The 26481-nt window shown below is 47.5% G+C and carries 28 protein-coding genes; 16 read left to right on the top strand and 12 right to left on the bottom strand.

Annotated elements, in window-relative coordinates; all coding sequences use genetic code 11:
• Nucleotides 1-35 precede the first annotated feature (35 nt).
• Nucleotides 36-344 carry a rhodanese-like domain-containing protein gene (locus L0Y31_RS12120; RefSeq protein WP_234733332.1) on the top strand — a complete coding sequence of 103 codons (309 nt, stop codon included), beginning with the start codon at nt 36-38 and terminating at the stop codon, nt 342-344.
• Here L0Y31_RS12120 and L0Y31_RS12115 read toward each other — a convergent pair whose 3' ends face one another.
• The 3 genes from L0Y31_RS12115 to rplS form a co-directional block, all read right to left on the bottom strand.
• Nucleotides 345-1274 (bottom strand): bestrophin family protein, encoded by a 930-nt coding sequence (locus tag L0Y31_RS12115; protein ID WP_234733331.1) that lies wholly within the window; start codon nt 1272-1274, stop codon nt 345-347.
• Between the two features lie 68 nt (nt 1275-1342).
• Entirely contained in the window at nt 1343-2116 is a 774-nt protein-coding gene (dapF, locus tag L0Y31_RS12110) for a diaminopimelate epimerase (protein ID WP_234733330.1), read from the bottom strand.
• A gap of 75 nt (nt 2117-2191) precedes the next feature.
• Nucleotides 2192-2566: a 50S ribosomal protein L19 gene (rplS, locus tag L0Y31_RS12105; protein WP_234733329.1), complete on the bottom strand. Its 375-nt coding sequence runs from the start codon at nt 2564-2566 to the stop codon at nt 2192-2194.
• A 240-nt stretch (nt 2567-2806) separates the two neighbouring features.
• On the opposite strand from rplS, the gene L0Y31_RS12100 reads away from it, so the two are divergent.
• Nucleotides 2807-4306, top strand: coding sequence for an NAD(P)H-hydrate dehydratase (locus L0Y31_RS12100; protein ID WP_234733328.1), 1500 nt, complete (start codon nt 2807-2809; stop codon nt 4304-4306).
• A gap of 389 nt (nt 4307-4695) precedes the next feature.
• On the top strand, nt 4696-4860 hold the full coding sequence (locus L0Y31_RS12095) for a hypothetical protein (RefSeq protein WP_234733327.1): 165 nt from the start codon (nt 4696-4698) through the stop codon (nt 4858-4860).
• Between the two features lie 16 nt (nt 4861-4876).
• Here the strand turns inward: L0Y31_RS12095 and feoB are convergent, their stop codons facing one another.
• Both feoB and L0Y31_RS12085 read right to left on the bottom strand, forming a co-directional pair.
• A complete protein-coding gene (gene feoB / locus L0Y31_RS12090) occupies nt 4877-6994 on the bottom strand; it encodes a ferrous iron transport protein B (protein WP_234733326.1) in 2118 nt (705 codons plus the stop codon).
• Between the two features lie 61 nt (nt 6995-7055).
• Nucleotides 7056-7280 carry a FeoA family protein gene (locus L0Y31_RS12085; RefSeq protein ID WP_234733325.1) on the bottom strand — a complete coding sequence of 75 codons (225 nt, stop codon included), beginning with the start codon at nt 7278-7280 and terminating at the stop codon, nt 7056-7058.
• Between the two features lie 263 nt (nt 7281-7543).
• Here L0Y31_RS12085 and L0Y31_RS12080 point away from each other — a divergent pair, with 263 nt between their 5' ends.
• From L0Y31_RS12080 to L0Y31_RS12040, 9 genes are all read left to right on the top strand, one after another.
• Nucleotides 7544-8209: a heme exporter protein CcmB gene (locus tag L0Y31_RS12080; protein WP_234733324.1), complete on the top strand. Its 666-nt coding sequence runs from the start codon at nt 7544-7546 to the stop codon at nt 8207-8209.
• Nucleotides 8210-8256: 47 nt separating this feature from the next.
• Nucleotides 8257-8955, top strand: a complete 699-nt coding sequence (ccsA, locus tag L0Y31_RS12075) for a cytochrome c biogenesis protein CcsA (RefSeq protein WP_234733322.1) — start codon at nt 8257-8259, stop codon at nt 8953-8955.
• A gap of 57 nt (nt 8956-9012) precedes the next feature.
• Nucleotides 9013-9234: a CcmD family protein gene (locus tag L0Y31_RS12070; RefSeq protein WP_234733321.1), complete on the top strand. Its 222-nt coding sequence runs from the start codon at nt 9013-9015 to the stop codon at nt 9232-9234.
• Nucleotides 9235-9678 (top strand): cytochrome c maturation protein CcmE domain-containing protein, encoded by a 444-nt coding sequence (locus L0Y31_RS12065; RefSeq protein ID WP_234733320.1) that lies wholly within the window; start codon nt 9235-9237, stop codon nt 9676-9678.
• 59 nt (nt 9679-9737) lie between these two features.
• A complete protein-coding gene (locus L0Y31_RS12060; RefSeq protein ID WP_234733319.1) occupies nt 9738-12305 on the top strand; it encodes a heme lyase CcmF/NrfE family subunit in 2568 nt (855 codons plus the stop codon).
• Nucleotides 12306-12384: 79 nt separating this feature from the next.
• The gene (locus tag L0Y31_RS12055) at nt 12385-12639 is read left to right on the top strand and encodes a hypothetical protein (protein ID WP_234733318.1); all 255 of its coding nucleotides are present in this window, start codon (nt 12385-12387) and stop codon (nt 12637-12639) included.
• Nucleotides 12640-12651: 12 nt separating this feature from the next.
• Nucleotides 12652-13947: a hemolysin family protein gene (locus L0Y31_RS12050; RefSeq protein WP_234733316.1), complete on the top strand. Its 1296-nt coding sequence runs from the start codon at nt 12652-12654 to the stop codon at nt 13945-13947.
• A gap of 128 nt (nt 13948-14075) precedes the next feature.
• On the top strand, nt 14076-14525 hold the full coding sequence (locus L0Y31_RS12045; RefSeq protein WP_234733315.1) for a ferritin-like domain-containing protein: 450 nt from the start codon (nt 14076-14078) through the stop codon (nt 14523-14525).
• A gap of 78 nt (nt 14526-14603) precedes the next feature.
• The gene (locus L0Y31_RS12040; RefSeq protein WP_234733314.1) at nt 14604-15053 is read left to right on the top strand and encodes a ferritin-like domain-containing protein; all 450 of its coding nucleotides are present in this window, start codon (nt 14604-14606) and stop codon (nt 15051-15053) included.
• Nucleotide 15054: 1 nt separating this feature from the next.
• Here L0Y31_RS12040 and L0Y31_RS12035 read toward each other — a convergent pair whose 3' ends face one another.
• The 4 genes from L0Y31_RS12035 to L0Y31_RS12020 form a co-directional block, all read right to left on the bottom strand.
• On the bottom strand, nt 15055-15402 hold the full coding sequence (locus L0Y31_RS12035) for a hypothetical protein (protein WP_234733313.1): 348 nt from the start codon (nt 15400-15402) through the stop codon (nt 15055-15057).
• 208 nt (nt 15403-15610) lie between these two features.
• On the bottom strand, nt 15611-16381 hold the full coding sequence (locus L0Y31_RS12030; protein WP_234733312.1) for a hypothetical protein: 771 nt from the start codon (nt 16379-16381) through the stop codon (nt 15611-15613).
• Nucleotides 16382-16533: 152 nt separating this feature from the next.
• Entirely contained in the window at nt 16534-17391 is an 858-nt protein-coding gene (locus tag L0Y31_RS12025; RefSeq protein ID WP_234733311.1) for a prephenate dehydrogenase, read from the bottom strand.
• A 60-nt stretch (nt 17392-17451) separates the two neighbouring features.
• A complete protein-coding gene (locus L0Y31_RS12020; RefSeq protein ID WP_234733310.1) occupies nt 17452-18069 on the bottom strand; it encodes a hypothetical protein in 618 nt (205 codons plus the stop codon).
• 162 nt (nt 18070-18231) lie between these two features.
• Between L0Y31_RS12020 and L0Y31_RS12015 the strand changes: the two genes are divergently transcribed.
• Together L0Y31_RS12015 and L0Y31_RS12010 are read left to right on the top strand one after the other, a co-directional pair.
• Nucleotides 18232-18633, top strand: coding sequence for a hypothetical protein (locus L0Y31_RS12015; RefSeq protein WP_234733309.1), 402 nt, complete (start codon nt 18232-18234; stop codon nt 18631-18633).
• A 226-nt stretch (nt 18634-18859) separates the two neighbouring features.
• Nucleotides 18860-19021 (top strand): lmo0937 family membrane protein, encoded by a 162-nt coding sequence (locus L0Y31_RS12010; protein WP_234733308.1) that lies wholly within the window; start codon nt 18860-18862, stop codon nt 19019-19021.
• Between the two features lie 79 nt (nt 19022-19100).
• Here L0Y31_RS12010 and L0Y31_RS12005 read toward each other — a convergent pair whose 3' ends face one another.
• The gene (locus tag L0Y31_RS12005) at nt 19101-20576 is read right to left on the bottom strand and encodes a Gfo/Idh/MocA family protein (RefSeq protein WP_234733307.1); all 1476 of its coding nucleotides are present in this window, start codon (nt 20574-20576) and stop codon (nt 19101-19103) included.
• A 273-nt stretch (nt 20577-20849) separates the two neighbouring features.
• A complete protein-coding gene (locus L0Y31_RS12000) occupies nt 20850-21239 on the bottom strand; it encodes a hypothetical protein (RefSeq protein WP_234733306.1) in 390 nt (129 codons plus the stop codon).
• Nucleotides 21240-21605: 366 nt separating this feature from the next.
• Between L0Y31_RS12000 and L0Y31_RS11995 the strand changes: the two genes are divergently transcribed.
• Together L0Y31_RS11995 and L0Y31_RS11990 are read left to right on the top strand one after the other, a co-directional pair.
• Nucleotides 21606-22391: a transglutaminase family protein gene (locus L0Y31_RS11995; protein WP_234733305.1), complete on the top strand. Its 786-nt coding sequence runs from the start codon at nt 21606-21608 to the stop codon at nt 22389-22391.
• 18 nt (nt 22392-22409) lie between these two features.
• Nucleotides 22410-23480, top strand: coding sequence for an alpha/beta hydrolase (locus tag L0Y31_RS11990; protein WP_234733304.1), 1071 nt, complete (start codon nt 22410-22412; stop codon nt 23478-23480).
• 68 nt (nt 23481-23548) lie between these two features.
• Here the strand turns inward: L0Y31_RS11990 and L0Y31_RS11985 are convergent, their stop codons facing one another.
• A complete protein-coding gene (locus L0Y31_RS11985; RefSeq protein ID WP_234737167.1) occupies nt 23549-26410 on the bottom strand; it encodes a M16 family metallopeptidase in 2862 nt (953 codons plus the stop codon).
• Between the last annotated feature and the right edge of the window lie 71 nt (nt 26411-26481).

The following is a 26481-nucleotide window of genomic DNA, read 5'->3' as shown; positions in this document are numbered from 1 at the left end:
CAGGAACCTCCCTTCAGAAAGTATGTTTTTGAAGTATGATGATGAAAACGTACACGGATATTTCAACTCAGGAATTGAACCAGCTCATTGAAAAACCCGCAACGGTATTGGTGGATGTACGCGATGAATGGGAGTTTGATGAGTTTAACATAGGTGGTCTGAATATCCCGTTGGCGGATATTCGCCAGCGTAAAAATGAATTGGTAGACTACCATAATGTAGTTGTCATTTGCACCAATGGGATCCGCAGCCGCGTCGCGGCCAAAGACCTATGCCGCCAGCCTGAGTTTCAGGAAAAGACTATCTACCACCTGCACGGCGGCATTCTGGAAACAGACGTATAATCAGTTAACGACCACGTAGTCAGTATGGGCTGCTTCTTTTTCGGCTACGGGTAGATGAAGCTGCAACAGATCGTGCACATTTATTCGAATCAGTTGAGACAGTTGATTTAAGGGCAGGTTATTACGCTCTAAACCAAATGGTTCTTCAATTTCTTCACCAATTATTTCCAGACCCACCAGCACGTAAGACGTTACCAAAACCGCTACGATGGTTAGATAGCCATAGGCTTCCAGAATAGAAAAAGGCAGTATGATCACATAAACGGTGATCAGAAACTTAATCATGAAGCTGTAAGAAAAAGGAATTGGCGTGCTTTTGATGCGCTCGCAAACGCCTGCCACGTTCAGGAAATCCATCACTGCATCATTCAGGTTGATTGACTGCGCATCGGATATGACGCCAGCGCGGTATAGCTCCTCAAGCCGTATTCGCATTTGCAGCACAATGGCGCCGGGTAAGTGCTCGCTGTGGTGAAGCATGTACTCCTTGCCGTCTTCCAGATCTTCTAGTTCCGTAACGTTAGCCATGTTGCGAAGATGATTGGCAAGTCCAAAAGCAAAATTGGACATAGCCTTAGCAAAAAATTTGCGGTTAGCCCGGTCTTCCTGGGGTAAAATACCCCCTAGCATGGCCGCCATATTTCGGCTGGTATTTACTAAAAGCCCCCAGGAGCTACGGCCTTCGTAGAAGCGGTCATAAGCGGTATTAGTACGAAATACTAGTAAAAGTCCTAGTAAAATTCCCAGAGCTGAAAAATACTCTGTTGTGGTGTTGGCCAGACTTAAATCAACAAATCGTAGTTCAACTATTGTTATAGTAGTCACATAAGCGGCAACAGCGATTAATCGTTTCCATAAAGAACGAGCTGCACCGCCTGTGTGGAAAAACCAGATGGCTTTCCACCAATCGTCTTTTTTGTACAAAATCATACTAACCCAAGCAAAATGTGTTCAGTTTCAGGATACTTATAGCATCCTTCCTAGAAACTGATTTTTGCTTAAACTGTTATGCTTCCTTCAAAAACTCGTTTGGCAGGGCCAATCAAATGAATGTTGTTGAACTGCTTGTCTCCTACTGATTCGAATGAAACCCGAAGATCGCCGCCCAGGGTTTTGATACTTATAGGACTACGCATGCCTAGCTGGCGATGCGCCACCAGAGCGGCGGCTGTCACACCAGTACCGCAGGAATAGGTTTCATCTTCCACGCCTCGCTCGTAGGTCCGCACGAACAAAGCATTTTCACCAATGGGCTGAATAAAATTGACGTTTGTTCCTTCCGGAAATAGATCGGCGTCGTAGCGAATCGGTCGTCCGGCACCCACTACATCCAACGACTCGATATCCTCCACCAACTTAACTACGTGCGGAGAACCTGTATTCAGAAATGCATAGTCGGGGTGTTGCTCCATCCCACTCACATCACTCATTTTCAACGCGACTTCAGTCGGAGAAGCTGTGGCTTCGTGCTCGCCGTCTACGGCCAGAAACCGGGCTTGACTTTCGAATATGCCCAGATCATGCGCAAATTGGACAATGCAGCGGCCACCGTTACCGCACATGCTTCCTTCGGCTCCGTCAGCGTTGAAATAAACCATCTGAAAATCGTATTCCGCGTGATTCCGGAGCAAAATCAACCCGTCGGCACCAATGCCAAAGCGGCGGTGGCAAAGTTGGGCAATGTGGCTCTGCGAAACAGGAAACTGGCCTTCCCGGTCATCAATCATGACAAAATCGTTTCCCGTGCCCTGGTATTTATAAAATGGTGTCATGCGCCTGAAAGCTATAAAAAAAGCCATCCTTGCGGACAGCTTTTCAAGATTTTTCGTAAAGATCCGACCGCGGACTTATGCCTGTGCAGTTGCTTTTGGCTTACGCTCTTTGATACGAGCGGCTTTGCCTTGACGACCACGCAGATAGAACAAGCGTGCCCGACGCACTTTACCTAAGCGGATTACTTCTACTTTCTCGATGTTTGGAGACAATACCGGGAAGATACGCTCTACGCCGATACCGTTTGATACCTTACGCACGGTGAAAGTTTCGCCGTTGGTATTTGGGTTACGACGTTGGATAACGGTTCCCTGGTATACCTGAATACGTTCTTTATTTCCTTCGCGGATTTTTACGTGTACGTTGATCGTGTCGCCTGCTTGAAACTCCGGAAAATTGTTCCGGCGCTGAGCATTATCGGCTTCGACCAGTTTAATGAGCTCGCTCATGACTAGAGTATAATGTCGAGGTGATTTTTGCCAAATGAGCCGCAAATATAGTAATTTGTCTCCGTACTATAAAAAAACGGCCAAAATAAATTGCAGAACTTGCTAATAGTTGGATTCTTAAACGGTTTTTAAGTATTTAGCCTCCCTTACACTAATAGTTTCCTGGCCCTTTTTGCGTTTAGGTATTCTATTGGAAACACCTTCTAGTTGCCAAATTCTGACTATTTCTACTCTTCGCCAATGAAAATCCTGGACGTTGACCAAATCCGTGCGCTCGATCAATATACGATTCAACACGAACCCATTGCTCCTATCAATCTCATGGAACGGGCGGCGCAAGCCTTCGTTGACTGGTATACGGCTCGCTTCGATAAAGGCCGCCAGGTTCGAATTTTCTGTGGTCTGGGAAATAACGGTGGCGACGGTCTGGCCATTGCCCGGCTACTGCTGCAACTGGACTATACGGTTCATACCTACATTGTCCGGTATGCTCCCCGCGAGTCGGAAGATTGCATGATCAATCACAAACGTCTCAAGTTGATTGCAACGGTTAACTACCTGGAAAATGATAATGATATTCCCGTTATCCGCCACAATGATGTAGTTATTGACGCGATTTTAGGTTCTGGTTTGTCCCGCCCTACCGAAGGCATTATCCGCACTGTCATTGAGGCGCTTAACTTTAGTCCGGCCACCGTAATTTCCGTTGATATAGCCAGTGGGTTAAACGCTAATGCTCCTAATGGCGCAGGCACCACCATTGTGGAACCGGATTATACCGTTACGTTTCAGTTGCCGAAACTAGGCTTTATGCTTCCAACCAACAGCCGGTTTGTTGGCGAGTGGCATGTGGTGGATATTGGCTTAAGTCGGCAGTTCATGGACCGGGCTAATACAGTGTATTATTACACAACGACCAAAGAAATTCGTCATCTGCTCCGCCATCGTGACCGCTTTTCCAACAAAGGCACTTTTGGTCACGCACTCATTTTCGCGGGAAGCTACGGAAAAATTGGGGCGGCTGTTCTTGCCTCGCGCGCTTGCCTGAGGTCAGGGGTAGGCTTGTTGACGGTCCATAGTCCTGGCTGCGGTTATTCTATTCTACAGACAACAGTTCCCGAAGCCATGTGCCGCCCCGACGACCATGCTGAACTGTTGACGGGCTATTCAAAAGTAAAAGGCACTGAGCCAGAAAAATACGATGCCGTTGGCATAGGTCCAGGTATTGGTAAAGCCCCCGAAACGCTGTCTATGCTGAAGAATCTACTGGACAAGGTTAAAAAGCCAATGGTTATAGACGCCGACGCCCTCAACCTGCTGGCCGAAAATCGTGACCTTATCCCCAAACTGCCTAAAAACAGCATCCTAACTCCCCATCCCAAAGAATTTGAGCGCCTCACACGCCGCTGGACCAGCGACTATGACAAACTAGGTATTTTGCGGGAATTTACGCAGCGCCACCACGTGATTGTCATTCTGAAAGGAGCTCATACGGCCGTGGCATTGCCTGATGGCAGCGTTCACTTCAACTCAACCGGGAATCCTGGCATGAGCACCGGCGGTACTGGCGATGTGCTGACTGGCGTTTTAACTGCTCTCCTCGCTCAAGGTTATGATCCTGTAGAAGCAGCCGTCTTAGGCGTCTATGAGCACGGCCACGCGGGTGATCGGGCGGCAAGTCGGCGCGGGCAGGTTGGGCTTACTGCTCTGGACCTTGTCGATGGCCTTCGCTGGGAATAGCCTATCATAACTTGCCTATAAATTCATGGCTTGTCTTACAACGCTTTTTCCAAAAAATGAGTCATTATTGGTGTGGAGAAAATGGACAGCCTATTGGGGAAGTATTTCCCCAATTTCCACATTGCAGCTCAGTCAAAGTAGACATTAAAGCTGTCTAACGAAAATCTTATCTATTGTAACAATTTCATCTATAGCCTATTACCACTTCTCCGTCGTGAAGTTGTAGTCTTAAAATAGCTTGGAATAATTTTTGGGTAAAAGTAGTTAGGAGCCGGTTAACTGGCCAACTCCGTAGAATTACCCAAAAAATTTATCGCGTACTACTACGCTTATATTTTTAACCTTTTTTGTGGACTTTTGAGAGACAATCTACACCACACCATTTTACTATGAGAAACGCTATTCACAAAGATTGGAGAGGCAGCCGGAGTCAGCGTCGTTTTCGTTTTGATATCGATCAAATCTCGTTCATGGGTGTTCTGACCGTCATGATTTTCGCTTACATCCTGTTCCATTTTATCTACCCTATGATCTCTAAAGGTCTGCTTTGGTAAGCATTTCCTTTTTCTGCTATTTCATTAGCTGATAAACGATAAAGGCTGATACATAGGCTAGTGCCGACATGTAGAATAACTGAATTGCCGGCCATTTCCAGCTTTTCGTTTCGCGGTAAACAATTGCTATGGTGCTCATGCACATCATCGCGAAAACGTAAAAAATCAGCAATGAATAGGCAAGTGCCGGCGTATACATTGGCTGCCCTGTTTCAGGGTTTATTTCTGTTTTCAGTCTCCCCTTTATGGTTGATTCATCGTCTGCGCTATCGCTTCCAATGCTATAGATCGTAGCGATTGTTCCAACGAACACTTCCCGCGCGGCAAACGAAGCAATCAGCGCAATTCCAATTTTCCAGTCGTAACCCAGCGGTTTAATAACTGGCTCAATCAACTGCCCAAAGCGACCTGCATACGACGCCTCCAGCCGCGCCGATGCCACCTGATTTTCTACAACATCTGCTGAAGCGGTCGAGCTGTTTTGGCGCACTCGTGCTTCCGCCTGATCCAGACTGTTGCCCGGACCATAGGAAGCCATCACCCAAAGAATAATTGAGATAGTAACAATAATTCGACCCGCCTCCCAGACAAACGCCCGTACGCTTTCCCAGATCGTTAGTCCAACGTGGTTCCAACGCGGCAGCTTGTAGGTTGGCAACTCCATAATAAACAGGCTCCGTTCCTTAGCGTTGACGAGTTTTTTGAAAACGTAGGCCGCTAGCAACGCTGCGATCAAACCCAACAGGTATAAAGCCATCAACACAATACCTTGCAGATTAAAAATACCCAGCACCCTTTGTTCGGGCACAACCAGCGCAATCAGAATGGTGTAAATAGGCAACCGGGCGGAGCAACTCATGAGCGGCGTTACCATGATGGTAATCAAACGCTCCCGCCAGGAGCTAATGGCACGCGTTGTCATGATAGCAGGCACCGCGCAGGCTACGCCCGAAATCAGCGGCACGACACTACGTCCGTTCAAACCAAAGTGCCGCATGAGGCGGTCCATGAGTACCATTACCCGCGACATATAACCCGATTCTTCCAGCAACGCAACCAGCAAAAACAGGAAGGCAATCTGGGGAATAAAAATAACAACCCCGCCAATTCCTGCAATGACACCATCAGTGAGCAGGTCAGTTAAGCTGCCCGATGGCAAGTTGTCTTTGAGCCAGGTATTTAAATTGGCAATTCCGGCGTCAATCGCGTCCATCGGCAGCGATGACCACGCAAAAATGGCCTGGAAAATAAGAAAGAGGATTGCCCCGAAAATCAGATAACCCCAAACCGGATGCAGCAGCAAAAGATCTAGTTTCTGACTCCAGGTTGGCTGATCAAGCGGACGGCGATCTACAACGGCTTCCTTCACCACGTCGCCAATGTACTTGTAACGCTCAATGGTTTCGTGAGCCTGGTATTCCTGCTCCACGAACTGGTGCTTGTCAATCAGCCGATCCAGCGCAACGCGCTTGGGCGTATCCAGAAAAGAAAATCCATCGTGCTGAATAACGTATTGCAAAGCCAGGTAATTATTCTGAAGCTGGTATTGGCTTTTTACATCACCTACTAAAGCTTGTTGGTCTGTGGCGGGGTCAAAAAATAGCTGGCCAGTAACGGTTGGTTTTTCCAGTTGCTGCAAAACTGCTTTTTTCAGCAGCCCTAGCCCTTCGCCAACACGGGCGTTGATCCGTACAACCGGCACACCGAGCTTCATCGACAAGCGCACTGCATTAACTTCCTGTTGTTGTTGCTGCGCCACATCAAGCATGTTCAGCGCCAGGATGACAGGTACACCTAAATCGGCAATCTGCGTAAAAAGCAGCAAATTACGACGCAGGTTGGACGCATCGACAACCACGATGGCAACATCCGGGTAGTCTGGGTGAGCCGGATTTGCCAGAATATCCGTGACGATTTGCTCGTCTAATGACTTGGGATAAATGCTGTAAACACCTGGGAGATCAACAATCAGGGCTTCGATGGAATCGCCCAGTGAGCTGGGGCCTGATTTTTTCTCGACCGTAACGCCCGGAAAATTTCCCGTTTTCTGGCGCAAGCCGGTCAATTGATTAAACAACGAAGATTTTCCGGAATTGGGATTTCCGATAAGGGCTATAACAGGTTTCGATTTCAACGGTCAGGTGGCTACTTGGCAGGTACAACAGACACGCTTCACCAGAGACTTCTCAACGCCCTTACTCCACAATGATGACCGCTGCTTCCGATTTCCGCATTGACAGGCAATATCCTGCAACATTTATGCAAATTGGGTCGCCTAGCGGAGCCTTGCAGTGCAAACAAACTTCTGTACCGGGCAAACAACCCATTTCAAGCAATTTCAACGACAGCCATTTGTCACTGAACGCTTTAATAATGGCTTTTTCTCCAATCTTTAAATCAGCTACACTACGCTTACTCATGGGTGGGCTCGATGATTCGCCGGAGCGATTTTTCTTGCTGTACCTTATTTAGACTCAGTACAAACTAACGCAAGTTTACGGCAAACGGTTCGGTTTTGCAATATTTTATGGTAAAAACATCCATCGGTCAACTACTCAATCATCACTTTTGTTAACAAAAATCACAGAAACTTTCGGGGGGAACTGGCGTTTGTGTCGTAATTTTGTAGCTTATTAAACAACCCGAACTCCTGTTGTCTCGGCAACAAGCAACGGGCAAATCTATGTTGCGACAGATTGGTGTATTGATGGAGAAAGAGTTTCGGCTCGAGTGGCGGCAGCGTTACGCGTTGAACGGAATGCTGTTGTATATCGTCAGTACGGTCTTTGTTTGCTATCTGTCTTTCAGCATGCGCCGCAATCAGCTAACCCCCATGGTCTGGAACGCCCTGTTCTGGATTATTTTGCTGTTTACGGCGATTAACGCGATTGCCAAAAGCTTTGTTCAGGAGCGTGCCGGGCGGCTGTTGTATTACTACACGCTGGCCAGCCCACAACTCATTATCATCTCTAAAATCCTTTACAATACCATTTTAATGCTGGTATTGGCAGGTCTAGGATTTGGTTTTTATGCGTTTGTGATGGGCAGCAAAGTGCAGGATCTGCTGCTTTTTATCGTTAATCTGTTTTTAGGGGCCATCGGCTTTGCAGCTTCGCTGACGCTGGTAGCCGGTATTGCGTCGAAAGCCGAGAACAGCGCCACGTTGATGGCCGTTCTCAGCTTTCCTGTTGTGTTGCCGTTGCTGTTGATGCTCATCCGGGTCTCCAAGAACGCCATTGATGGTCTGGATCGCAGCGTTAGTCTTGACGAAATTGTTACGCTTCTGGCTATTGACGCCATTGTGCTGGCGGTTTCGTGGATGTTGTTTCCGTTTTTATGGCGGAGTTAGTGTACTATCCTTAAATTATATACGGGCCAGCGGTTCGTTATTTATTTATGAAGAAAAATTGGTGGAAAGCCCTTACCGTCGTCATCATGACGTACGTTATCCTGGCTGGCTTAATGGGCCCTGTGCCGCGTCAACCCATCCTGAACGAGAGCATTCGGAATGTTTATTTCCACGTGTCGTTCTGGTTTGCCATGACGACCCTTATGCTAACCTCGATGATTTATTCAATTCGCTACCTGCGTCATGGCCGGTTTGGCGATGATTTAATTGCCGTTGAGTTTGCCAATACCGCTATTTTGTTCGGTATTCTGGGTTGCGCAACGGGCTCGCTTTGGGCGTCTGTTACCTGGGGTGATCCCTGGCCAAATGACCCGAAATTAAACGGAGCAGCCATTGGGATGCTGATGTATTTTGCGTACCTGATTCTGCGCGCTTCATTTGACGATGAACAGCGCCGTGCCCGGATCTCGGCCGTCTATAACATCTTTGCGTTTGCCGTATTCATTCCGCTCATTTTTGTGCTACCGCGCATGACTGATTCGCTTCATCCCGGTAACGGCGGAAACCCTGCCTTTGGACAATATGACATGGATAACCAGGTACGCCGGGTTTTTTACCCGGCGGTTATTGGTATGACCTTGCTGGGTGTCTGGATGACGCAGTTGCGTGTACGTCTACGCCGCCTGCAAGAGATTACGGAAGATCATTTTAATCAGCGGGCAAATGCGCGCACCACGGCGGAATGATTGCCCGCTTTTTCTTGTTACACTGATACCGAGCCGCCGAAGTGGCTAATTTTACCTATGTTTCGCACATTTCTTTTCTTTTTTTCACTACTACTAACGTCGTTTAGCGTATTGGCCCAGGAAGCTGCCGCCCCTATAGAGATGGCTGACCGCCTGCGAGCCGATGGCAAAATCTGGGTAGTAGTGGCTGTTATCGCTGTTGCCTTTTTCGGAATCGTTGCCTATTTAATTCGCCTCGATAGTAAAATCAGTAAGTTGGAAAAAGACCTCAAAAAATAAATGAAAAAGCTTCACATAATCGGTCTGCTTGTCATTGCAGCCGCTATCACGATTATCATTTCGACGGCTGGTGATGCCAGCTCTTATGTAAACTTTGTACAGGCTGAATCACTGGCCAAAAACGGTGAATCGGACGCTGTCCACGTTGTTGGTAAGCTCAAGAAAGATCCGCAGGGACAGATTGTCGGCATGAATTACCAACCACAGGTTGATCCTAACCACTTCGAGTTTACGCTGGTTGACAACGACAACCGCATTGAAAAAGTGGTTTACCGGGCACCTAAACCGCAGGATTTCGACCGTTCGGAGCAGATCGTTGTCATCGGCTCTATGCAGGGTGATCACTTCCAGGCGGATAAGATTCTGCTCAAGTGCCCATCGAAATACCAGGATGGCAAGCTGGAAGAAAAAACCTATGAAGCCGCCAAAACGGCCCAATTATAAGTAAGCGGCGGGCGGTTGGTTTGTTCAGCTGCCTGCTGATACCTGTGAATGAATAAATCATGATACATACCACCGTTGGAAACTTAGGTCATTTCTTTGTCATTTTATCCTTTATTACCGCACTTGTTGCGACGGTAGCCTATCTGAAAGTGTCGCTTAGCCAAGCTGATCGCCACCAACTCGATGATCCTGAAATAACCCAATGGCGGCGACTTGCTCGCGGCACATTTTATGTTCACGCGGCGGCTGTCTTAGGTGTTGTTGTTACGCTTTTTACCATCATTTATAGCCATTACTACGAATACCATTACGCATGGAGTCACTCTTCCCGGGCGCTACCAACCTACTACATGATTTCCAGCTTCTGGGAAGGTCAGGAAGGTAGCTTTCTACTGTGGCTTTTCTGGGACGCGGTACTGGCTATAATCCTCATCAATACCAACCGGAAGTGGGAAGCAACCTTGATGACGATTTTTGGTCTGGTACAGGCATTTCTGGCATCCATGATTCTAGGGGTTGTCTTTTTTGATACGTTCAAGCTGGGTAGCTCGCCGTTTCTGCTGTTGCGTGAAGCAATGGCTGACGCACCTATTTTTGCTACCCAACCGAATTTTATTCCAGAAGATGGCAACGGTTTGAATCCACTGCTTCAGAACTACTGGATGGTTATTCACCCGCCGACCCTTTTCCTCGGCTACGCAACGACCCTCATTCCTTTTGCATACGCCATCGCCGGGCTTTGGCGGAACGAACCAATCGCCTGGATGCGGCCAGCGCTGCCGTGGGCGTCGTTTTCAGCAGTAGTGCTGGGCGTCGGTATTCTGATGGGCGGTTACTGGGCTTATGAAACGCTTAATTTTGGTGGTTATTGGAACTGGGACCCCGTAGAAAACTCGGTCTTTGTGCCCTGGTTAACCCTCGTGGCGGCCATCCACATGATGCTGATTGCGAAAAAAAGCTCAACGGGTCTGAAAGGAGCGATTATTCTGAGTGTAGCCACGTTTTTACTTATCCTGTATTCGACTTTCCTAACCCGCAGTGGGATTCTGGGCAATGCTTCGGTTCACTCGTTTACGGATCTAGGCCTATCGGGGCAACTGCTGGTTTATTTGCTGGTTTTTCTGGCGCTTTCCATTGCGCTGATGGTCTGGAAATGGAAAATTCTTCCCAAAGATGAACAGGAAGCTTCGGCTTATTCACGGGAGTTTTGGTTATTTCTAGGAGCAATTATTCTCTGCCTGGCTAGTTTTCAGGTATTGGCAACAACATCTATTCCGGTTTATAACAAAGTAGCGGAGTTGTTTGGCGTTGTCTCCAACTTGGCCCTTCCGGTTGATCAGGTGGCGCACTATAACAAGTTTCAGATTTGGTTCTTTTCCATCATTGCACTCTTTACCGGCGTTGGCCAGTATCTCTGGTGGAAAAAAGTAACGGGTCAGAAAGACATCAATTCACTGACAACGCCGCTTTTGGCGACGCTGGTTTTCAGTGCGGCGTTGATCTTGGCGGGTGGTATTACCAAACCCACTTACATGATTTTGCTAACTGCTTCGGTCTTCGCGATTGTGGCTAATAGCAGCATTTTGTGGGGCGTTTTCCGTGGAAACTACCGCCTTTCGGGAGGTTCTGTGGCGCATATCGGGGTGGCGTTGATGTTGATTGGTATTTTATATTCGTCGGGGTATTCAAAAGTTGTTTCGCTAAACAGCACGGGAATTTTAATTTCCAGCAGCGAAGACTTTACCCGAAACGATAACCGGGAAAATAAGGAAAACGTCATTCTCTGGCTGAATCAGCCGCAACCCATGAGTGGGTATTTGCTCACTTACCGGGGCAAACGAATCGAAGCGCGTGATGTGCCAGGTTACCTGCCCCAGAGCTGGGTTGAGGTCATTGAAGGAGACTATCACGGGGTGGCTTTGCGGGATATTGAACAGGAAGGGAAAGTGTATTACAAGAAGGGGGATACCCTCGCTTTGTATCCTGAAAACACTTACTTTGAAGTTGATTACCGGGAGCCAAACGGCAAAATCTTCACCCTTTATCCTCGGGTTCAGGTTAACAAGAAAATGGGAGCGGCCTTTTCACCGGATATCCGCCGGAATGTGGATCGGGATTTGTACACGTACATTTCGACCGCACCAGACCCAAGCAGCGAGACGACCTGGAGTAAACCTGAAGTTCACTCAGTGGCGCTAAAAGATACTTTCTTTATCAATGATTACGTCGCAATTCTGGACAATGTTGTTAGTACGAAAGAAGTTGAAGGTATGACACTCGGCCAGAATGACGCCGCCGTGAAAGCCATGATTCGGATTCTGGATAAAGAGCGTGAATACATCATGTCGCCCATTTTTATCATCAAAGATCGAATGGTTGGTCGTAAGCATGACACGAGCGAAGAATTAGGCCTACGCATTCAGTTGAACGAAATTGATCCGCGTACGGGTAAATTCACATTCTCTACCAATACCACCCAGCGCGACTATATCGTGATGAAAGCGATGGAAAAGCCCCTCATCAATGTGCTTTGGATTGGAACGTTTGTGCTGGTTATCGGTTTCGTGCTGTCGACTGTTCGCCGCTATCAGGACTTTGCCAAGATGCGTAACAAAGGCATGGCCTAGTCTCTTACCGTTTACCACTTATTGACAAAGCGGGCAAATGACTTTGCCCGCTTTTATGCTAATTACGAATCATTATTGCATGAAAAGTTTAAAAGAAACCCTTTTGATTTCCGCTTCCATCGGTAGCTTTCTGATCTGGTTTCTGGAAACCCGGACAACGGGAAATTTTACGGAAAATTACTGGCTTCTTATGCTGTGTCTGGCTTTTCTGCTGGGTTTTCAATATTTTCGGTATCAACGCAAGCATAAGGCAGGCGACCAGCCCGCCGTTCCGCTTCGCGATAAGCCCGTTCCGGGAAAGGGAAAGCGCCCGAACAAAAAGCGGCGAAAATGAGTCATAGAATCCATGGAATCGTATAGTGTTCTTCTTGGCGCGTTTGTTGCCCTGGTCCTGGCTGGTTTTTTCTCAGCAGTTGAGATGGCCTTTGTGTCGGTTAACCGACTGTATTTTGAGCTGCATAGCAAACAGGGACCACTGAGCGAAAAGCTGGTTTCTAAATTCCTGAAACAGCCTATTTTATTTGTCGGGACAACGCTAACCGGTAACACCTTGTTTCTGGTGCTTTACGGTGTTCTGGGCGTTACGGCGCTCAATCCCTTGCTGGATGCTTATTTTCCGCCGTCAATTAGCAATCCGATTTTTCTGATTGCTGTTGAAACGCTTATCCTGACGCTTCTTTTTTTACCCTTGGCTGACTACCTGCCCAAAAGTCTGGCATTAATCCATCCCGATGCCTTTTTGGAACGTTTGGCGGTTCCAATCTGGATTATTTATCAGGCGATCGCGCCGATTGTGCGGCTGATGGTAGGCATCACTAAAGTATTCAACAAAACAATTCTGGGAAGCCACTATTCGGAAATTCGTCCGGTGTTCGGGTTGACTGATTTAAACCACTACATCGATCAGATCAATCAAAAAACGGATGACAACAACCAGGAAATCGGTATTGATACCGAGATTCTGAACAATGCCATTGAATTTCGTTCGGCTACGGTTCGCGATTGCCTTATTCCCCGCACCGAAATTGCAGCCGTGGAGATTAATGATAGCGTCGAAGAATTAAAGCAGGCCTTTCAGGATAGCGGCCACTCCAAAATTCTGGTTTACCGCGAAACAATCGACGACATCATTGGCTATTGCCACGCCATTTCCCTATTCAAAAAGCCAACGAGTATTGAAAGTTTGGTTACACCCATTCGCGTCGTGCCCGAAAGTATGCCCGCTCGCGACTTACTCGAGAAATTTCAGAAAGAGCGCCGAAACATTGCCCTGGTTGTGGATGAGTTTGGCGGTACTGCCGGGCTGGTTACGGTTGAAGACTTGGTAGAACAGATTTTCGGCGAGATTCAGGACGAATACGATACCAATGAGGATTGGGACGAAAAACAACTGGATGCCAATACCTGGCTGCTGAGCGCCCGCAACGAAATAGAATACCTTAACGAGAAATATAACTGGCAAATTCCGGAGGGCGATTACGATACGTTGGGTGGCCTGCTGCTTTCCATTAATGGCAATTTGCCGGATGTTGACGATGTTATTGAGCTATCCCCTTTTACGTTTATTATCGAGTCGATGAACGAAGCTCGCATTGATTTGGTACGCGTATTGGTTGACGAACGACGCAAGGAAGAAGAATAAACCAGCGATTTCCTGAAAGTCAGTAAAATGCCTTTGCGCAGCCAATACGAAACCTTCCCAAAAAATTAACAAACAATTGCCGTGTGCCCGGGTTTTGTCATTATTATAGATCAAACTCAGCACATACCATGATTAAGAATGATGATCTCGTTGATTCACTCAACGATCTAGTCCGCATCAACAATGATCGGATTCAAGGATTTGAGAAAGCGATCGAGGACAATGAAGATCCACAGTTGGATGATATTTTCCGGCATATGGTTATCCAAAGCCAGGAGTTTCGCAGCCAGCTGGCGGACCACATCGTCCGCATTGATGGCACAGGCGTATCAGATGCTACGACTACGGATGTATCCAGCAAATTACACCGCGCCTGGATCGATATTAAATCCGCGCTTAGTGGCAAAGACCGCGATACCGTACTAAGCTCAGTCGAGTTTGGCGAAAACGCAGCTGTCGAAGCCTACGAAGAAGCTATCGAGAAAGATCCTATTCCAGCTTATATCAAGGAAGACTTACAGCATCAACTGGCCCAACTGAAAGAATCACTCAATCGGGTGACCAGTTTGCGGCAGTAGTATTTTAGCAATAGTACCAAAATCGGACGGGCAGCTCAAATTTGTCCGTCCGATTTTAGTTTATCCCCTCCTATTCTTATGCAAAACGAAGACATTGTTGATATTCTCAATGGTCTTGTTTTAATTAACAACGACCGCATTAATGGCTATGAGAAGGCCGCCGCTGATATTGAAGATCCACATTTGGCAACTATCTTTCTTAATCTAACTTCCCAGAGCCGAACGTTTCGGAGCGAACTAGCCGACTTCGTTGTTCGAATGGGTGGCTTCGTGCCCGATCTAACACAAACCAGCACGTCCAGTAAGTTGCACCGCACCTGGATCGACATTAAATCGACTTTTACGGGCAAAGACCGCACTGCGATTCTGGGCTCCTGCATATTCGGTGAGAATGCCGCCGTCGAAGAATACGAAGAAGTACTGGAAAAAGAGAACTTACCGGCCTATCTGCGTGATACCATCAGCCAGCAACTCACCAGCCTTCGCCAGACTCGCGATCAGGTTGTCACGATGCAGCACAACAGCTAGCCTAACTCTTTTTTCTTCCTGCCATTACTGCCACGCCTTCCAACGCATCTGCCAGGCCTTGCAGTTTTTGGCTTAATGCCTCATTATCCGTTTCACCAGAACCTTTTTTTGCCAACTTCGCAAGGGAATGCAGGGACTCCCCAATGGGGAGCGGCTTGCCCTCAGCCAGGGCGTGTTTAAGTTGTTCCAGCTCGCTGGCCACATTATCTTCCAGCTCATGGCCAGCCCCCAACGCCCTCACCCACTGATCAATAAAACTATTTGCCATTGGCAAGAGATGATGCGGATCGGTACTTATTTCGCGTAGTGTAATGTCCAATAGTTGGTTAGTGTTATGGGCCTGGGTCATATTTTTTGATGAGTTTAGCTGAAAAATAACAAACCTTACCCGCGCAATGTACTAAGAATGTCGAGTAATCCAGGTGTACTTTACTAATTTTTGCCTTTGCTAAATACTATATTTTCTTTTTTAGAGATAAATAAAAGAACCTACTTTCTTAAAACAAAACAAGCCCATCGATGTCGATGGGCTTGTTTTGCGCGGTAATAATCACCAACTAATATTCGTAGCGGATCAATCCTGGTCGCATTGCACAAAGCAACGGATTGACCACTTTTGTTTCTTCACTCACAAGCCGTCCTTGCGCATCATAATTTTTTTCAATCATGGCAACACGCTCCTGGGAGCTAGGAATGTACTCGTTTACTTGACGGGCATGGCCTTTGAACATGTGCTCAAAAAGGCGGATCGACTTATTGTCCGCATCATACCAGGTTTCGGTTGTCAATACGTTTTTCTGATAACTGAACGTTATGCGGTTAATTAACTTCTTCTTCGCATCGTATACCTTCTCTTCGACCTTATTACCATTCTTGAATATATACTCCGTTAAACCAGTTAACACCCTAACATCGGGATTCTTCTGATTAAAATAGCGGTCTTCGGACTTTAAAACGCCTGCTTCGTAGTGATAGTCACTCTCATCGTAGGGGACAAAGCCAGCTCCCGCATATTTTCCATAACGGATCTTACTGACTAACTGACCTTCCTGATCATAATCATATTCTGTGTAGCCATATAACTCCAATTTGTTGGCGGTGGTCAGGCCCAGGTAATTGATGCGCGTTAGCTGACCAGCGGCGTTGTATTCATACTGTTCCTCGTTCGCGGGCTTATCGCACCTGGCAGAATTGCAGTAAAGTCGCTTCTTAATAGCCCCATTGTCGGCATAGGCCAGATCACCGGGAACAGAATCTGGGGCAACGAAAATATCGTTCTGACAACCCAGCCACAGCAGTAACGGAAGTAGAAATACGTATTTTTTCATAGACCAAGGCTTTGCTTTTCGTTCTATCGACTGGATTCTATTTTTTTCGAAAACGTTGGAAATTAAGTTAAATTTCCCTTTTGAAAGGCCAATTAAGAAAAAACTAAAATTCCCTTTTACGCCCTCGGCCGATTGATACCGAAGTACCTATTTTAGCGTTTTTCAATTCCTTCCAGCACACGTCTGATTTCATTAGCCCGGTTCATGTAGTCAAACGAAGCCTGGGTATCCTGCTGGTCAATAAAGGCCTTGAAGCGTTGTAGCAGCTCGATGTAATCGGCCAGCGCCTGGGATACATTGCCACGATTCTGATTGAAAATCGGTGTCCACATATGCGGCGAACTTTTTGCCAACCGTACTGTCGAACTAAACCCAGTACTGGCCATGTCGAAAATAGCCTGCTCGTCCTTTTCCTTTTCCAGTACCGTTAGCCCCAGGGCAAAGGCGCTGATGTGACTCAAATGCGAGACATAAGCCAAATGCAGATCGTGTTCTTCGGGAGTCATGTAGAAAATTTTCATCCCAATATCCCGAAACAAAGCTTCTACGAGTTTCAGGCTATCCGCATTGCTTTTCTCCCGGTCGCAGATAATGAGGTTTTTGCCGGGTAGTAACTCCCGGAACGCCGCTCCCGGACCAGAATTTTCAGTCCCCGCCATGGGGTGAGCTGCCACAAACTGTTTCCGCTTGGGATGCGTACTAACCAAGCCGCAAATTAGTTCTTTGGTGGAGCCTAAATCAACAATCGTTGCGCCTTCCGGTAGCTGATCCAGGATGGCTGGTAGCAGTTCGAGAATGCTATTAACGGGCGTAGCCAATAAAACCAGATCGCTTTTTGCCACTGCCTCGGCCAGCGGTTTGACTTCATCGACAATGCCTTTGGCCAAGGCAAGCTGCCCATGAACGATTGAAGCATCGACCCCGATGAAATGAATTTTCGGGTATTTTTCCCGCACGGCCAGGGCAAATGAACCACCCAATAAGCCTATACCGATAATTGATACAACCATATACGACCTTCCGCCTTTCTAATTTTTCAGCGGCTGCACTGATTTATACGTGGTACTGTTTTAAGCTGCTGCAATCAAGTAGGTAGACAACGAAGCCACCCATTGGTTGTATAATTCCGTTTCAATGGCAACGGCTTTTTCGGCGTGCGGATGCCAATCACTGAAGAACATTTCCATTTGACGAAGCATCTCGGCCAGGTGACCTTCTTCTTCGACGATAATGGATTTCACCTGCACCCGGCTTCCCGTTGCGGTCAACGCATCCTGATAGATTGGATAAAGCTCATCGGCTCGCACTTCAATGGCGTAAGTAACCAGCAAGTAGGCCGCATATTTCAAAGTTGTGCCTTCGTAACCAAATGTTTTCTTTAGGTAACGGCAAATCTGCACATCCAGCCGGTTCAGATAGGCATGGCTTTCAGTTGGAGCGATTAGATAAGCTGGTTCGTACGTTGGGCAGGCAGCAGTATCTATCTTCTGAATTTGTTTCTTGAGGTAATACGCATGACGGGACTCCTCGGCGGCGTGTTTCAGCATCAGCAGATCCACCAAAACCTTGTCTTCGGCTGCGGCGATTTTACGAGCCCCGGTGTTTTCCATCATCGACAACGTATTCAGCCAGCGGGCATGCAGATCGTTATCGGCTATAATTGAATCGATTAATTCGGTTAACTGCATAATTAGAGTGTTCAGTAAAGGCACAAAGATAGTCATCAAATTGCCTAAGGAGGTTGGCTATTCTCGGATAATAATCGAGAGATTTTATAGCTATTTTAATCTGTGCTGGCCTTTTTGACCTTAATTTTATTGGATATTTCTTAGAAACAAAATCGGATTGCGATGAAAGAAGCGAAGAAAAAGGAATTTTATGGATACGTTGCCATTCTAGCCATCCTGACGATTACACAGCTTTATAGCCTTTACCTGTCCTTTTCAGCCGCTTTGCCGCTTACGCTTCAGCATTACCTGGGGTTTGCCGCAACGGTTGTTTCTGGATTTGTTCTGGTGTTTCGCCCCGCCTGGGCCTTTTACTTCCTTGGTGTCACGCTAATGCTTGGCGTTGAAAATATTCTTGGCTTTACACCTACCATTGAATTTGTCAGTACCCGCCAGTTTATTGGTAGCTTTATTCTCCCGATTGGCTACCAGCAATTCTCTATTTATATGCTCTTATTATGGGCTTATTTTTCGCATAATCGCCTCCGACAGCTGGGCCAATCCTTGTTCGTAAAGCCTAATTAAGCTTTTGTCTTTTGTCAGGCAATTTCCTAGTGGGCAAAGTGAGCATAAAAACTCCCCTTTTGGGTATCTTTTTCTACATATGACTTTGAAGAAATAATAGGCAAAAAAAGCAAAAGCTGCTTAAACTGCCTCCAGGGCCACTTTTTAGCGAAAAAAACCGCTATGGCACATATTTTTCTAAAAGGTAAGTAGAATATTATTACTCAACTTTCAACATAAAAACGTCATGGGAAATCTGCTGTATACCATCGCGGTGGTTCTGATCATTATCTGGTTATTAGGTTTTTTAGGATTCAATAGCTTTGGCATGGGCGGCCTTATTCACGTTCTGTTAGTGATTGCCGTAATTGCCGTAATTCTGCGCTTGATTCGGGGACGAGCAGTCTGACGCACCCCCTCTTAGCCACACGTTATACATAAAAAAAGCACCCTTCTGGGTGCTTTTTTTATGTATAATGCTGCAACATTTAGGCTGGCAATTCCCAACCCTGGCGATACTCGCGTTTCACAAACTGATTCGCTTCGTCGAAGTTGGTAATCTTCATGTTCTTGCCATCCCACGCCAGACGCTGACGGCCTGGATAAGTGAATCCTTTTCCGTCGGCTTTCGGCGTCCGGAGCATGTAGCTGCGAATGGCCAGGTTACCCATTAGTACCGATTCAGTAAGCGGACCGGCAAAGTCAAATGAAGATGTTAGACCTTTGTGTTCTTTGCTGTTAAAACCAGCTTTGCAGGCTTCGGTCCATAAAATCTGGTGACCATTTTCCGGCCAGGGTTTTCCATCGACAGGCTTCGGTTTTGCGGGGGCTTCCATTTTCTTACCGTCTTTGGTGTACAGTTTCGGATCATCGCCGTACATACCACAGGCAATCAGGCCCTTATCGCCAACCATAAACATGCCGTTTTCGCCTCCTTCAGGATAGGCTTCGCCAGCAGGTAGAAAATCTGGTCGGAATGGACGGAGGCCGCCATCGGACCAAACCATTTTCACCTCTGATTTATTCTTAGCCGAAGCGGGGAACTTCAATTCAACGTGTGAAGCAGGAGGACAACCTTCGGGATTGTATTCCGGCGTCCAGTCTTTTAGGAACACCTGGCTAATGCTGGACTCCACTTCGGTCGGATAACCCAGGCCCAGAACCCGGAACGGAATATCCATAATATGGCAACCGATATCGCCGAGAGCACCCGCACCGAAGTTCCACCAACCGCGCCATTTGAACGGGTGGTAAGCTGGCGTGTACCCTACCTTCTGGGCAGGTCCTAACCACAAATCCCAATCCAGGTCGGCAGACGGTTCACCGGATGGTTGCGGAACCGGAATTCCTTGTGGCCATACGGGGCGGTTGGTCCAGATCTGAATTTCATGCACTTTGCCAATTAGTCCTTTATCGAACCACTCGACCATCGTTTTTTGCTGCGGATTTGAAGAACCCTGGTTTCCCATCTGGGTCACAACTTTGTATTTACGAGCCGCTTCAGTTAGCATCCGGGCTTCGTAGATATTATGGGTCAGCGGCTTCTGAACATAAACGTGCTTACCCCGCATCATGGCTGCCATCGCAATGACAGCGTGGGTATGATCAGCCGTTGATACGGTAACCGCATCAATTGTTTTGCCTTCTTTGTCGAGCATTTCGCGAAAATCCTTGTACCGCTTGGCTTTTTCGTGCTTCGCAAAGTTCTCTTTAACACGGGGCAAGCCCCAATCTACATCGCACAGGGCAACAACGTTATTCGCACCGTTGTTAAAGGAATTGTTGATATCACCGGAGCCTTTACCTCCAAAGCCTACAGCAGCCAGGTTCAGTTTATCGCTTGGCGCAATGAACCCTTTACCTAAAACATGACGAGGGACGATGAAAAAACTACTGGCCGCAAGTGCACCGGTCTGAAGAAACTGGCGCCTTGATGGCTGCGAAGATTTATCTGAAGATTGCATAAGATAAGGTAAGGACTATGGGTTAGTCACTAGATTTAAAGGCGAAAAATAAACTATTTACCTGAAAAGCGGATTCTTTCACGCCGGATTTTCAAATTTTTAATTTAAAAGGTTGGTTAAATGCCTATTTTGATTCTATGTACGCCTTTTTCTACACAATAGGCTAGTCAAAACGATCCGTTTCTTGGCTAAGTCCAGACTTGTCCAACTATAATCACACGAAAAAAGGGACAGCGAATAAGTCACTGTCCCTTTGTCCTATTGCTTCAAGAATTAACCCCGACGACCGTAGTAACCTCCGCGATCATAGCGACGGGATTGCTGGAAATCCATCAGCCTTTGACGTTGATATGGCGTTAATACCAGCATCATATCCTGATTTTTTTGTCTTACTAACCGATTATAAGCTTGTGGCGAACGGCGTTGCATGACCGCCAGCTCCCGGTAATCATAGCGATCTTCGATTCGTTTCAGTTCACGCTGCTGTTTCCGACTTAAATTCACAATGGCATCCAGGCGATCAATGCGGATATCTTCTTGTATGTCATCGTAGCGTGAATCGGGAGCAGGCTGTCTGTAAGGACCTGAATTATAAGGGCGTTGCGCCATTGCACCAGTCGATAATAAAGCCAGGGTTGCGAGAGCGATGATTGTCTTTTTCATGGTATTTCGTTGTTTATTGTTGTTTTATGATTCTTAGAGGTATACCATAGCCCATGGTTTAATTACTTTGTGTTACCGCTCGACTGATCGTATATTTTAATCGATGAAGGACGCTTTTTTACCGATCAATGGGCCTTTTAATGCTCTGCATAAGCTAGCTTTGAGATCGATTTAGGTGATTTTTTGATCCCTGATTTTATTTCTGAAATTGTACATTACATGCCAACTTGATTGCTATACTGTATGGCTAAACAAAGCTCTCTGGAGCGGCATTTTCGCAGTATTGAGCTAATTTTATCCCAATAAAAGCTGGTAGTTGCGCTACACTGATTACCTTTAAGAACTTTCGACCCCCATCACTTATTCATGAAACTTTTCGCAGGCTGTGAACTGCAATACACGATCCCGGAGCCTACGCCGGTGGTCCTGATGTTACGTCCTCGCTCTGGCTCCGGCCAGTGGATTATTCGAGAAGAATACGAATTGACCCCTCATCAACCTGTAAAGGAATATACCGACGTATACGGTAACCTTTGTCAGCGTATTATTGCACCCGCCGGATCGTTTCAGATTCGGACGGCTGTAACGGTCGATGCCTGCGACACCATTGATGTTGCTCCGGGCGCTCCTTTCGTTCCGGTTGAAAACCTGCCGGATGAAGTGCTGCAATTCCTGCTGCCGAGCCGCTATTGCCAGTCCGACCGCCTTGGCAAACTAGCTGGCGATATTGTAGGCAATGCGCTCCCCGGGTATGATCAGGTAGAAACCATTCGGCATTGGATTCATCGAAATGTTACGTATCAATATGGTACCAGTGATGCCACAACTTCGGCCGTTGAAACCGCCGAGAAGCGCATTGGCGTCTGCCGTGATTTTACGCACCTGGGCATTGCCTTCTGCCGTAGCCTGACTATTCCCGCGCGCATGGTTGTAGGGTATTTGCACCAACTCAAGCCCATGGATTTGCACGCCTGGTTTGAGGCTTTTGTGGGTGATCGCTGGTATACCTTTGACGCGACCCAGAAAGAGCCACTCGGCAATCGGATTATTGTCGCTTATGGCCGAGATGCGGCAGATGTTGCCCTGGCAACCCAGTATGGCCCCATGCAACTGGAGTCAATGAAGGTGTGGGTTAATGAAAGTGTTGATTAAGTTGTTATTCACAAATACATGAAAAAAGTAAACTACTCTTTTCTTCTTATATTCCTGCTGGCTATAGTTCATTATTCAGCGCACAGCCAGGATAGCCAGATTCCGCGTGGCACTGTCGAACGCATTAAGGTACATGGCAAAGGACTGGAAGGTAATTTATCCGGCGATTCACCAGACCGGGATGTATCGATCTATTTGCCACCCAGCTATAAGAAAGACACTAAACGGCGTTATCCCGTTGTCTATTTTTTGCACGGATATACCGACAGCGACGACAAATGGTATGGCTTTACCAAACACTGGATCAACCTGCCCGAAGTACTGAACAAAGCATTTGCCGATCCTAAAAACCGGGAAGTAATCGTAGTAACGCCGAACGCTTATAGCCGTTTTCAAGGAAGCATGTATTCCAATTCGGTTACAACAGGTAACTGGGAGGATTACGTAGCTAAGGAGCTGGTTGGCTACATCGACAGCCATTACCGCACCATCCCAAATGCCGCCAGCCGGGGCCTGACCGGGCATTCGATGGGGGGCTATGGCAGCATGCGTATTGGACAAAAATACCCGGAAATATTCTCCAGCATCTATCTTTTAAGCCCCTGTTGTCTAGCGCCCAATTCCAGAGTACCCAATGCCGAAGCAAGCGGTAAACTGGAAGCCATTCAGACGCAGGCGGATTTTGAAAAGGCAGATTTCGGAACAAAAATCTTCTTCGCTTCGGCAGCAGCCTGGTCGCCTAATCCGAGCAAGCCCCCTTTCTACCTGGACCTCCCAGTCGAAAATGGCCAGTTTAAGCCTGAGGTCACGGCAAAATGGACCGCCAACGCTCCCCTGGCCATCATCGACCAATACATCCCTAACTTGAAGAGCCTCAACGCCATCGCCTTTGACGCGGGCTCGAAAGACGCCAGCATTGCGGCCAGCATCAAAGTACTAGACGGCGTATTGACCAATTATAAAATCCAGCATACCTACGCGGAGTATGACGGCGACCACGTTAACCGAATTGGTGAACGAATTGAGAATTATGTACTTCCGTTCTTCTCGAAGAACCTCTCGTTTCAGCCTTCGAAGCGGCAGAAATAGAGACTCCTTTTAACGCAGAAAGCCACCCAATTGGGTGGCTTTCTGCGTTAAAACCAAAATCAAAACGGTTAATTCTGCTTCTTTGTGGAAGACGCACCGCCCATTTTAGCCGGACGGGAGTTTTCTTCTGCAACCGTAGCTTTGGTATTGACTACGTTGCCTTCTTTATCGAGTTCAACCAATTCATAGCCTAGCTTTTCCAGACCCGGTTTAATCGCTTGCTTATCCCCTACCACCGTAATAATCATGTTATTGATTGGTAGCCGTTTTTTGGCGATAGCGTCGATTTCCTTCTTGGTGATGTTGCGTAGAATGGTGCTCTGCTGTTCTGAGAAATTAGCGGGCAGATCGTACTGAATAATCTGGTTCAGGAAGAGCGCTTTCTGGAACGGCGTTTCGTATTTCAATGCATCGCGTTGTCCGACCGAGCTTTTCAGAAAAGTTAGTTCTTCCGCCGTGATACCTGTTTTGCCGTAGGTCGTGATTTCTTTCATAAACTCGACCACCGAACTATCCGTTGCGGCGGCTTTCACGCCGGCCTGAGCCGTAAACGCACCCGGCGTGCGCGTGCTGCTATAGCCAGAACGTGCCCCGTAGGTCCAGCCTTTGTCTTCGCGCAGATTCATGTTGATCCGGCTGTTGAAAGCGCCACCGAGGATGTAGTTTGCTAATCCTGTCCGGTAATATTCACCCGTTGCGTCGAAAGGCATATCGGTCAGGTAGCCAATCCGAATTTCCGACTGAGCGGCTTTCTCTTTGTCTACCACATAAATGCGCGTTTTGTCCGCTTTCTTAGCAACACCCATATCAGGCATTTTTACCGGCTTAGCCTCCCATTTGTTGAGGAAAGCCAGCTTTGGCAGCAGCGCTGCTTTCTCCACATCCCCTACAACAACCAGGTTCGTTACCGATGGCGAAATATACTTCTGATAGAACGCTTTCACGTCGTCCAGCGTGATGCTTTCAACCGTTTTTTCCGTTCCGCTCGTTGGTACCGCCCGGATGCTTCCCGCGCCGTACAGCAACTTGTTGTACGCCTTGTTAGCAATGACAACGGGCTGTGTTCCCTGGTTGGCAATGCCTTCCAGTTGTTGTTTTTTCAGGCGCTCAAAGTCCGCAGTGGCGAATTTTGGCCGGAACAGTTTCTCTTCAACCAGCGCTAGGGTAGCATCCAGATTTTTCGTCAATGATTCGACCGAAATACCGATTTCTTCCGTGCTGGCATAGATAGAAATGCTGCTACCCAGCTTCTCTAGCTTCGCGTTGATTTCCTCCGTTGTAAAGTTCTGCGTTGCTTCGTTCATCAACGCAGCAGTTAGCTGAGCAATACCCGCTTTAGATGGATCATTGGCCGATAGTTTATGACCGCCTTCGATGGAGAATAGCATCGTTACGGTTGGCACCTCATCATTTTTAGCACCAATCATTTTCAGACCATTTGGCATTTTCTCGGTCCAGAAAGGCGGTACTTTCACGGTTGGGCTTGCCCCCGAAGCCGGTTTTTTGCTGCGATCAAATGTATCCTTTGCTTTTGCGTAGGTTAAGCCTTTGTATCCATAATCGGGAGCTTTGTATCCTTCCGTGGCAATGGTGTAGTTGTCGGGACGCGTTACAATTTCCTTTTTATCTTTTGGATAAACGGTCAAAATAACGGCTTTTTTACCCTTAACATACTGGTTATACACCCGCATGATATCCGCTTTCGTCACGTTCTGGTAGCGCTTCAATTCCTGGGGCAGGTAGTTCGGCGTTCCGGCAAACGTCTGGAAAGAAGCCAACTGCGACACTTTGCCCGACACGCTGGACAACGCATGGATCAAATCAGACTCCCGGGTAGCTTTAAACTGCGCCAGATCATCGTCGGTTACGCCCCGTGATTCAAACTCAGCCAATGAGTTACGAATGATGGCTTCAACACTATCCAGGCGGAAATTCGGGAAAGGCAGCACAGTGAAGGTTAATTCGCCAGCCAACTCACTAGCCGGGTGCCCAACATTGGCCTGAACTGCCTTCTCAGCTTTCACAAAATTCTTGTAAAACAGCGAGCTTTTGCCACCGCCCAGAATTTCAGCCAGCGCGTCCAGCGGTGCTTCGTCGGGGTGGTACGTAGCAACCGTTGGGTATACAATCCGCAGCATTGGGAAGCGGACGTTATCTTCGTAAGATACGTAGCGATCCTGGTTCAGAATTGCAGCAGGAACCTGCGTCTTTGTAACCTCGGGGCCTTTCGGAATTGAACCGAAGTATTTTTCCGCCAGTTGCACCACTTGCTTGGCTTCTACATCTCCCCCAACGGTCAGGACAGCATTGTTCGGTCCGTACCAGCGCAGGAAGAAGTTTTTCAGGTCATTGACGTTTACCCGGTTCAGGTCTTCAATGTACCCAATCGTCAGCCAGGAATACGGGTGGCCATACGGGTAAAGATTCTTCGCCGTGTATTCGCTCACCAGCCCATAAGGCCGGTTATCGTAGTTCTGGCCGCGCTCGTTTTTAACGGTAGCCCGCTGAATTTCAAATTTTTTCTGCGTTACGGCGTCCAGCAAAAAGCCCATCCGATCCGCTTCCAGCCAGAGCGCCCGCTCCAATTGGTTGCTTGGAACCGTCTCAAAGTAGTTCGTCCGGTCGCGGTTGGTGGTTCCGTTCAGCGTTCCACCGGCTTCGGTTACCAGCTTAAAATGTTCGTCGTCGGCTACGTGGTCGGAGCCCTGGAACATCATGTGTTCGAAAAAGTGCGCAAATCCTGATTTACCAATTTCTTCACGGGCCGAGCCTACGTGATACGTGACATCAACGTGAACGACCGGATCGGAATGATCTTCGTGCACGATCAGCGTTAAGCCATTTGACAAAACATATTTCTGATAGGGAATTACCAGTTCATTCCCTTTTCGAGTAACGGTTTCCACCAGCTTGGTCTGCGAGTAAGCCATTGAACTGGCCACCAGGCTGAGGAACCCAATAAAGCGTACGGTTTTTTTAATCACGGTGACGTAGATTTTAT

It is taken from the genome of Tellurirhabdus bombi (assembly GCF_021484805.1).
In the GTDB taxonomy this organism is placed as follows: Bacteria; Bacteroidota; Bacteroidia; order Cytophagales; family Spirosomataceae; genus Tellurirhabdus; species Tellurirhabdus bombi.
The sequence above is the reverse complement of the archived record's forward strand: the minus strand, read 5'-3'. Positions and strand labels throughout refer to the sequence as shown.

Bases quoted from the DNA above. Each gene is read 5' to 3' on its own strand.
- L0Y31_RS12120 (WP_234733332.1), top strand. From the start codon at position 36: ATGATGATGAAAACGTACACGGATATTTCAACTCAGGAATTGAACCAG.
- L0Y31_RS12115 (WP_234733331.1), bottom strand. From the start codon at position 1,274: ATGATTTTGTACAAAAAAGACGATTGGTGGAAAGCCATCTGGTTTTTC.
- dapF (WP_234733330.1), bottom strand. From the start codon at position 2,116: ATGACACCATTTTATAAATACCAGGGCACGGGAAACGATTTTGTCATG.
- rplS (WP_234733329.1), bottom strand. From the start codon at position 2,566: ATGAGCGAGCTCATTAAACTGGTCGAAGCCGATAATGCTCAGCGCCGG.
- L0Y31_RS12100 (WP_234733328.1), top strand. From the start codon at position 2,807: ATGAAAATCCTGGACGTTGACCAAATCCGTGCGCTCGATCAATATACG.
- L0Y31_RS12095 (WP_234733327.1), top strand. From the start codon at position 4,696: ATGAGAAACGCTATTCACAAAGATTGGAGAGGCAGCCGGAGTCAGCGT.
- L0Y31_RS12085 (WP_234733325.1), bottom strand. From the start codon at position 7,280: ATGAGTAAGCGTAGTGTAGCTGATTTAAAGATTGGAGAAAAAGCCATT.
- L0Y31_RS12080 (WP_234733324.1), top strand. From the start codon at position 7,544: ATGTTGCGACAGATTGGTGTATTGATGGAGAAAGAGTTTCGGCTCGAG.
- ccsA (WP_234733322.1), top strand. From the start codon at position 8,257: ATGAAGAAAAATTGGTGGAAAGCCCTTACCGTCGTCATCATGACGTAC.
- L0Y31_RS12070 (WP_234733321.1), top strand. From the start codon at position 9,013: ATGTTTCGCACATTTCTTTTCTTTTTTTCACTACTACTAACGTCGTTT.
- L0Y31_RS12065 (WP_234733320.1), top strand. From the start codon at position 9,235: ATGAAAAAGCTTCACATAATCGGTCTGCTTGTCATTGCAGCCGCTATC.
- L0Y31_RS12060 (WP_234733319.1), top strand. From the start codon at position 9,738: ATGATACATACCACCGTTGGAAACTTAGGTCATTTCTTTGTCATTTTA.
- L0Y31_RS12055 (WP_234733318.1), top strand. From the start codon at position 12,385: ATGAAAAGTTTAAAAGAAACCCTTTTGATTTCCGCTTCCATCGGTAGC.
- L0Y31_RS12050 (WP_234733316.1), top strand. From the start codon at position 12,652: ATGGAATCGTATAGTGTTCTTCTTGGCGCGTTTGTTGCCCTGGTCCTG.
- L0Y31_RS12045 (WP_234733315.1), top strand. From the start codon at position 14,076: ATGATTAAGAATGATGATCTCGTTGATTCACTCAACGATCTAGTCCGC.
- L0Y31_RS12040 (WP_234733314.1), top strand. From the start codon at position 14,604: ATGCAAAACGAAGACATTGTTGATATTCTCAATGGTCTTGTTTTAATT.
- L0Y31_RS12035 (WP_234733313.1), bottom strand. From the start codon at position 15,402: ATGACCCAGGCCCATAACACTAACCAACTATTGGACATTACACTACGC.
- L0Y31_RS12030 (WP_234733312.1), bottom strand. From the start codon at position 16,381: ATGAAAAAATACGTATTTCTACTTCCGTTACTGCTGTGGCTGGGTTGT.
- L0Y31_RS12025 (WP_234733311.1), bottom strand. From the start codon at position 17,391: ATGGTTGTATCAATTATCGGTATAGGCTTATTGGGTGGTTCATTTGCC.
- L0Y31_RS12020 (WP_234733310.1), bottom strand. From the start codon at position 18,069: ATGCAGTTAACCGAATTAATCGATTCAATTATAGCCGATAACGATCTG.
- L0Y31_RS12015 (WP_234733309.1), top strand. From the start codon at position 18,232: ATGAAAGAAGCGAAGAAAAAGGAATTTTATGGATACGTTGCCATTCTA.
- L0Y31_RS12010 (WP_234733308.1), top strand. From the start codon at position 18,860: ATGGGAAATCTGCTGTATACCATCGCGGTGGTTCTGATCATTATCTGG.
- L0Y31_RS12005 (WP_234733307.1), bottom strand. From the start codon at position 20,576: ATGCAATCTTCAGATAAATCTTCGCAGCCATCAAGGCGCCAGTTTCTT.
- L0Y31_RS12000 (WP_234733306.1), bottom strand. From the start codon at position 21,239: ATGAAAAAGACAATCATCGCTCTCGCAACCCTGGCTTTATTATCGACT.
- L0Y31_RS11995 (WP_234733305.1), top strand. From the start codon at position 21,606: ATGAAACTTTTCGCAGGCTGTGAACTGCAATACACGATCCCGGAGCCT.
- L0Y31_RS11990 (WP_234733304.1), top strand. From the start codon at position 22,410: ATGAAAAAAGTAAACTACTCTTTTCTTCTTATATTCCTGCTGGCTATA.
- L0Y31_RS11985 (WP_234737167.1), bottom strand. From the start codon at position 26,410: ATGGCTTACTCGCAGACCAAGCTGGTGGAAACCGTTACTCGAAAAGGG.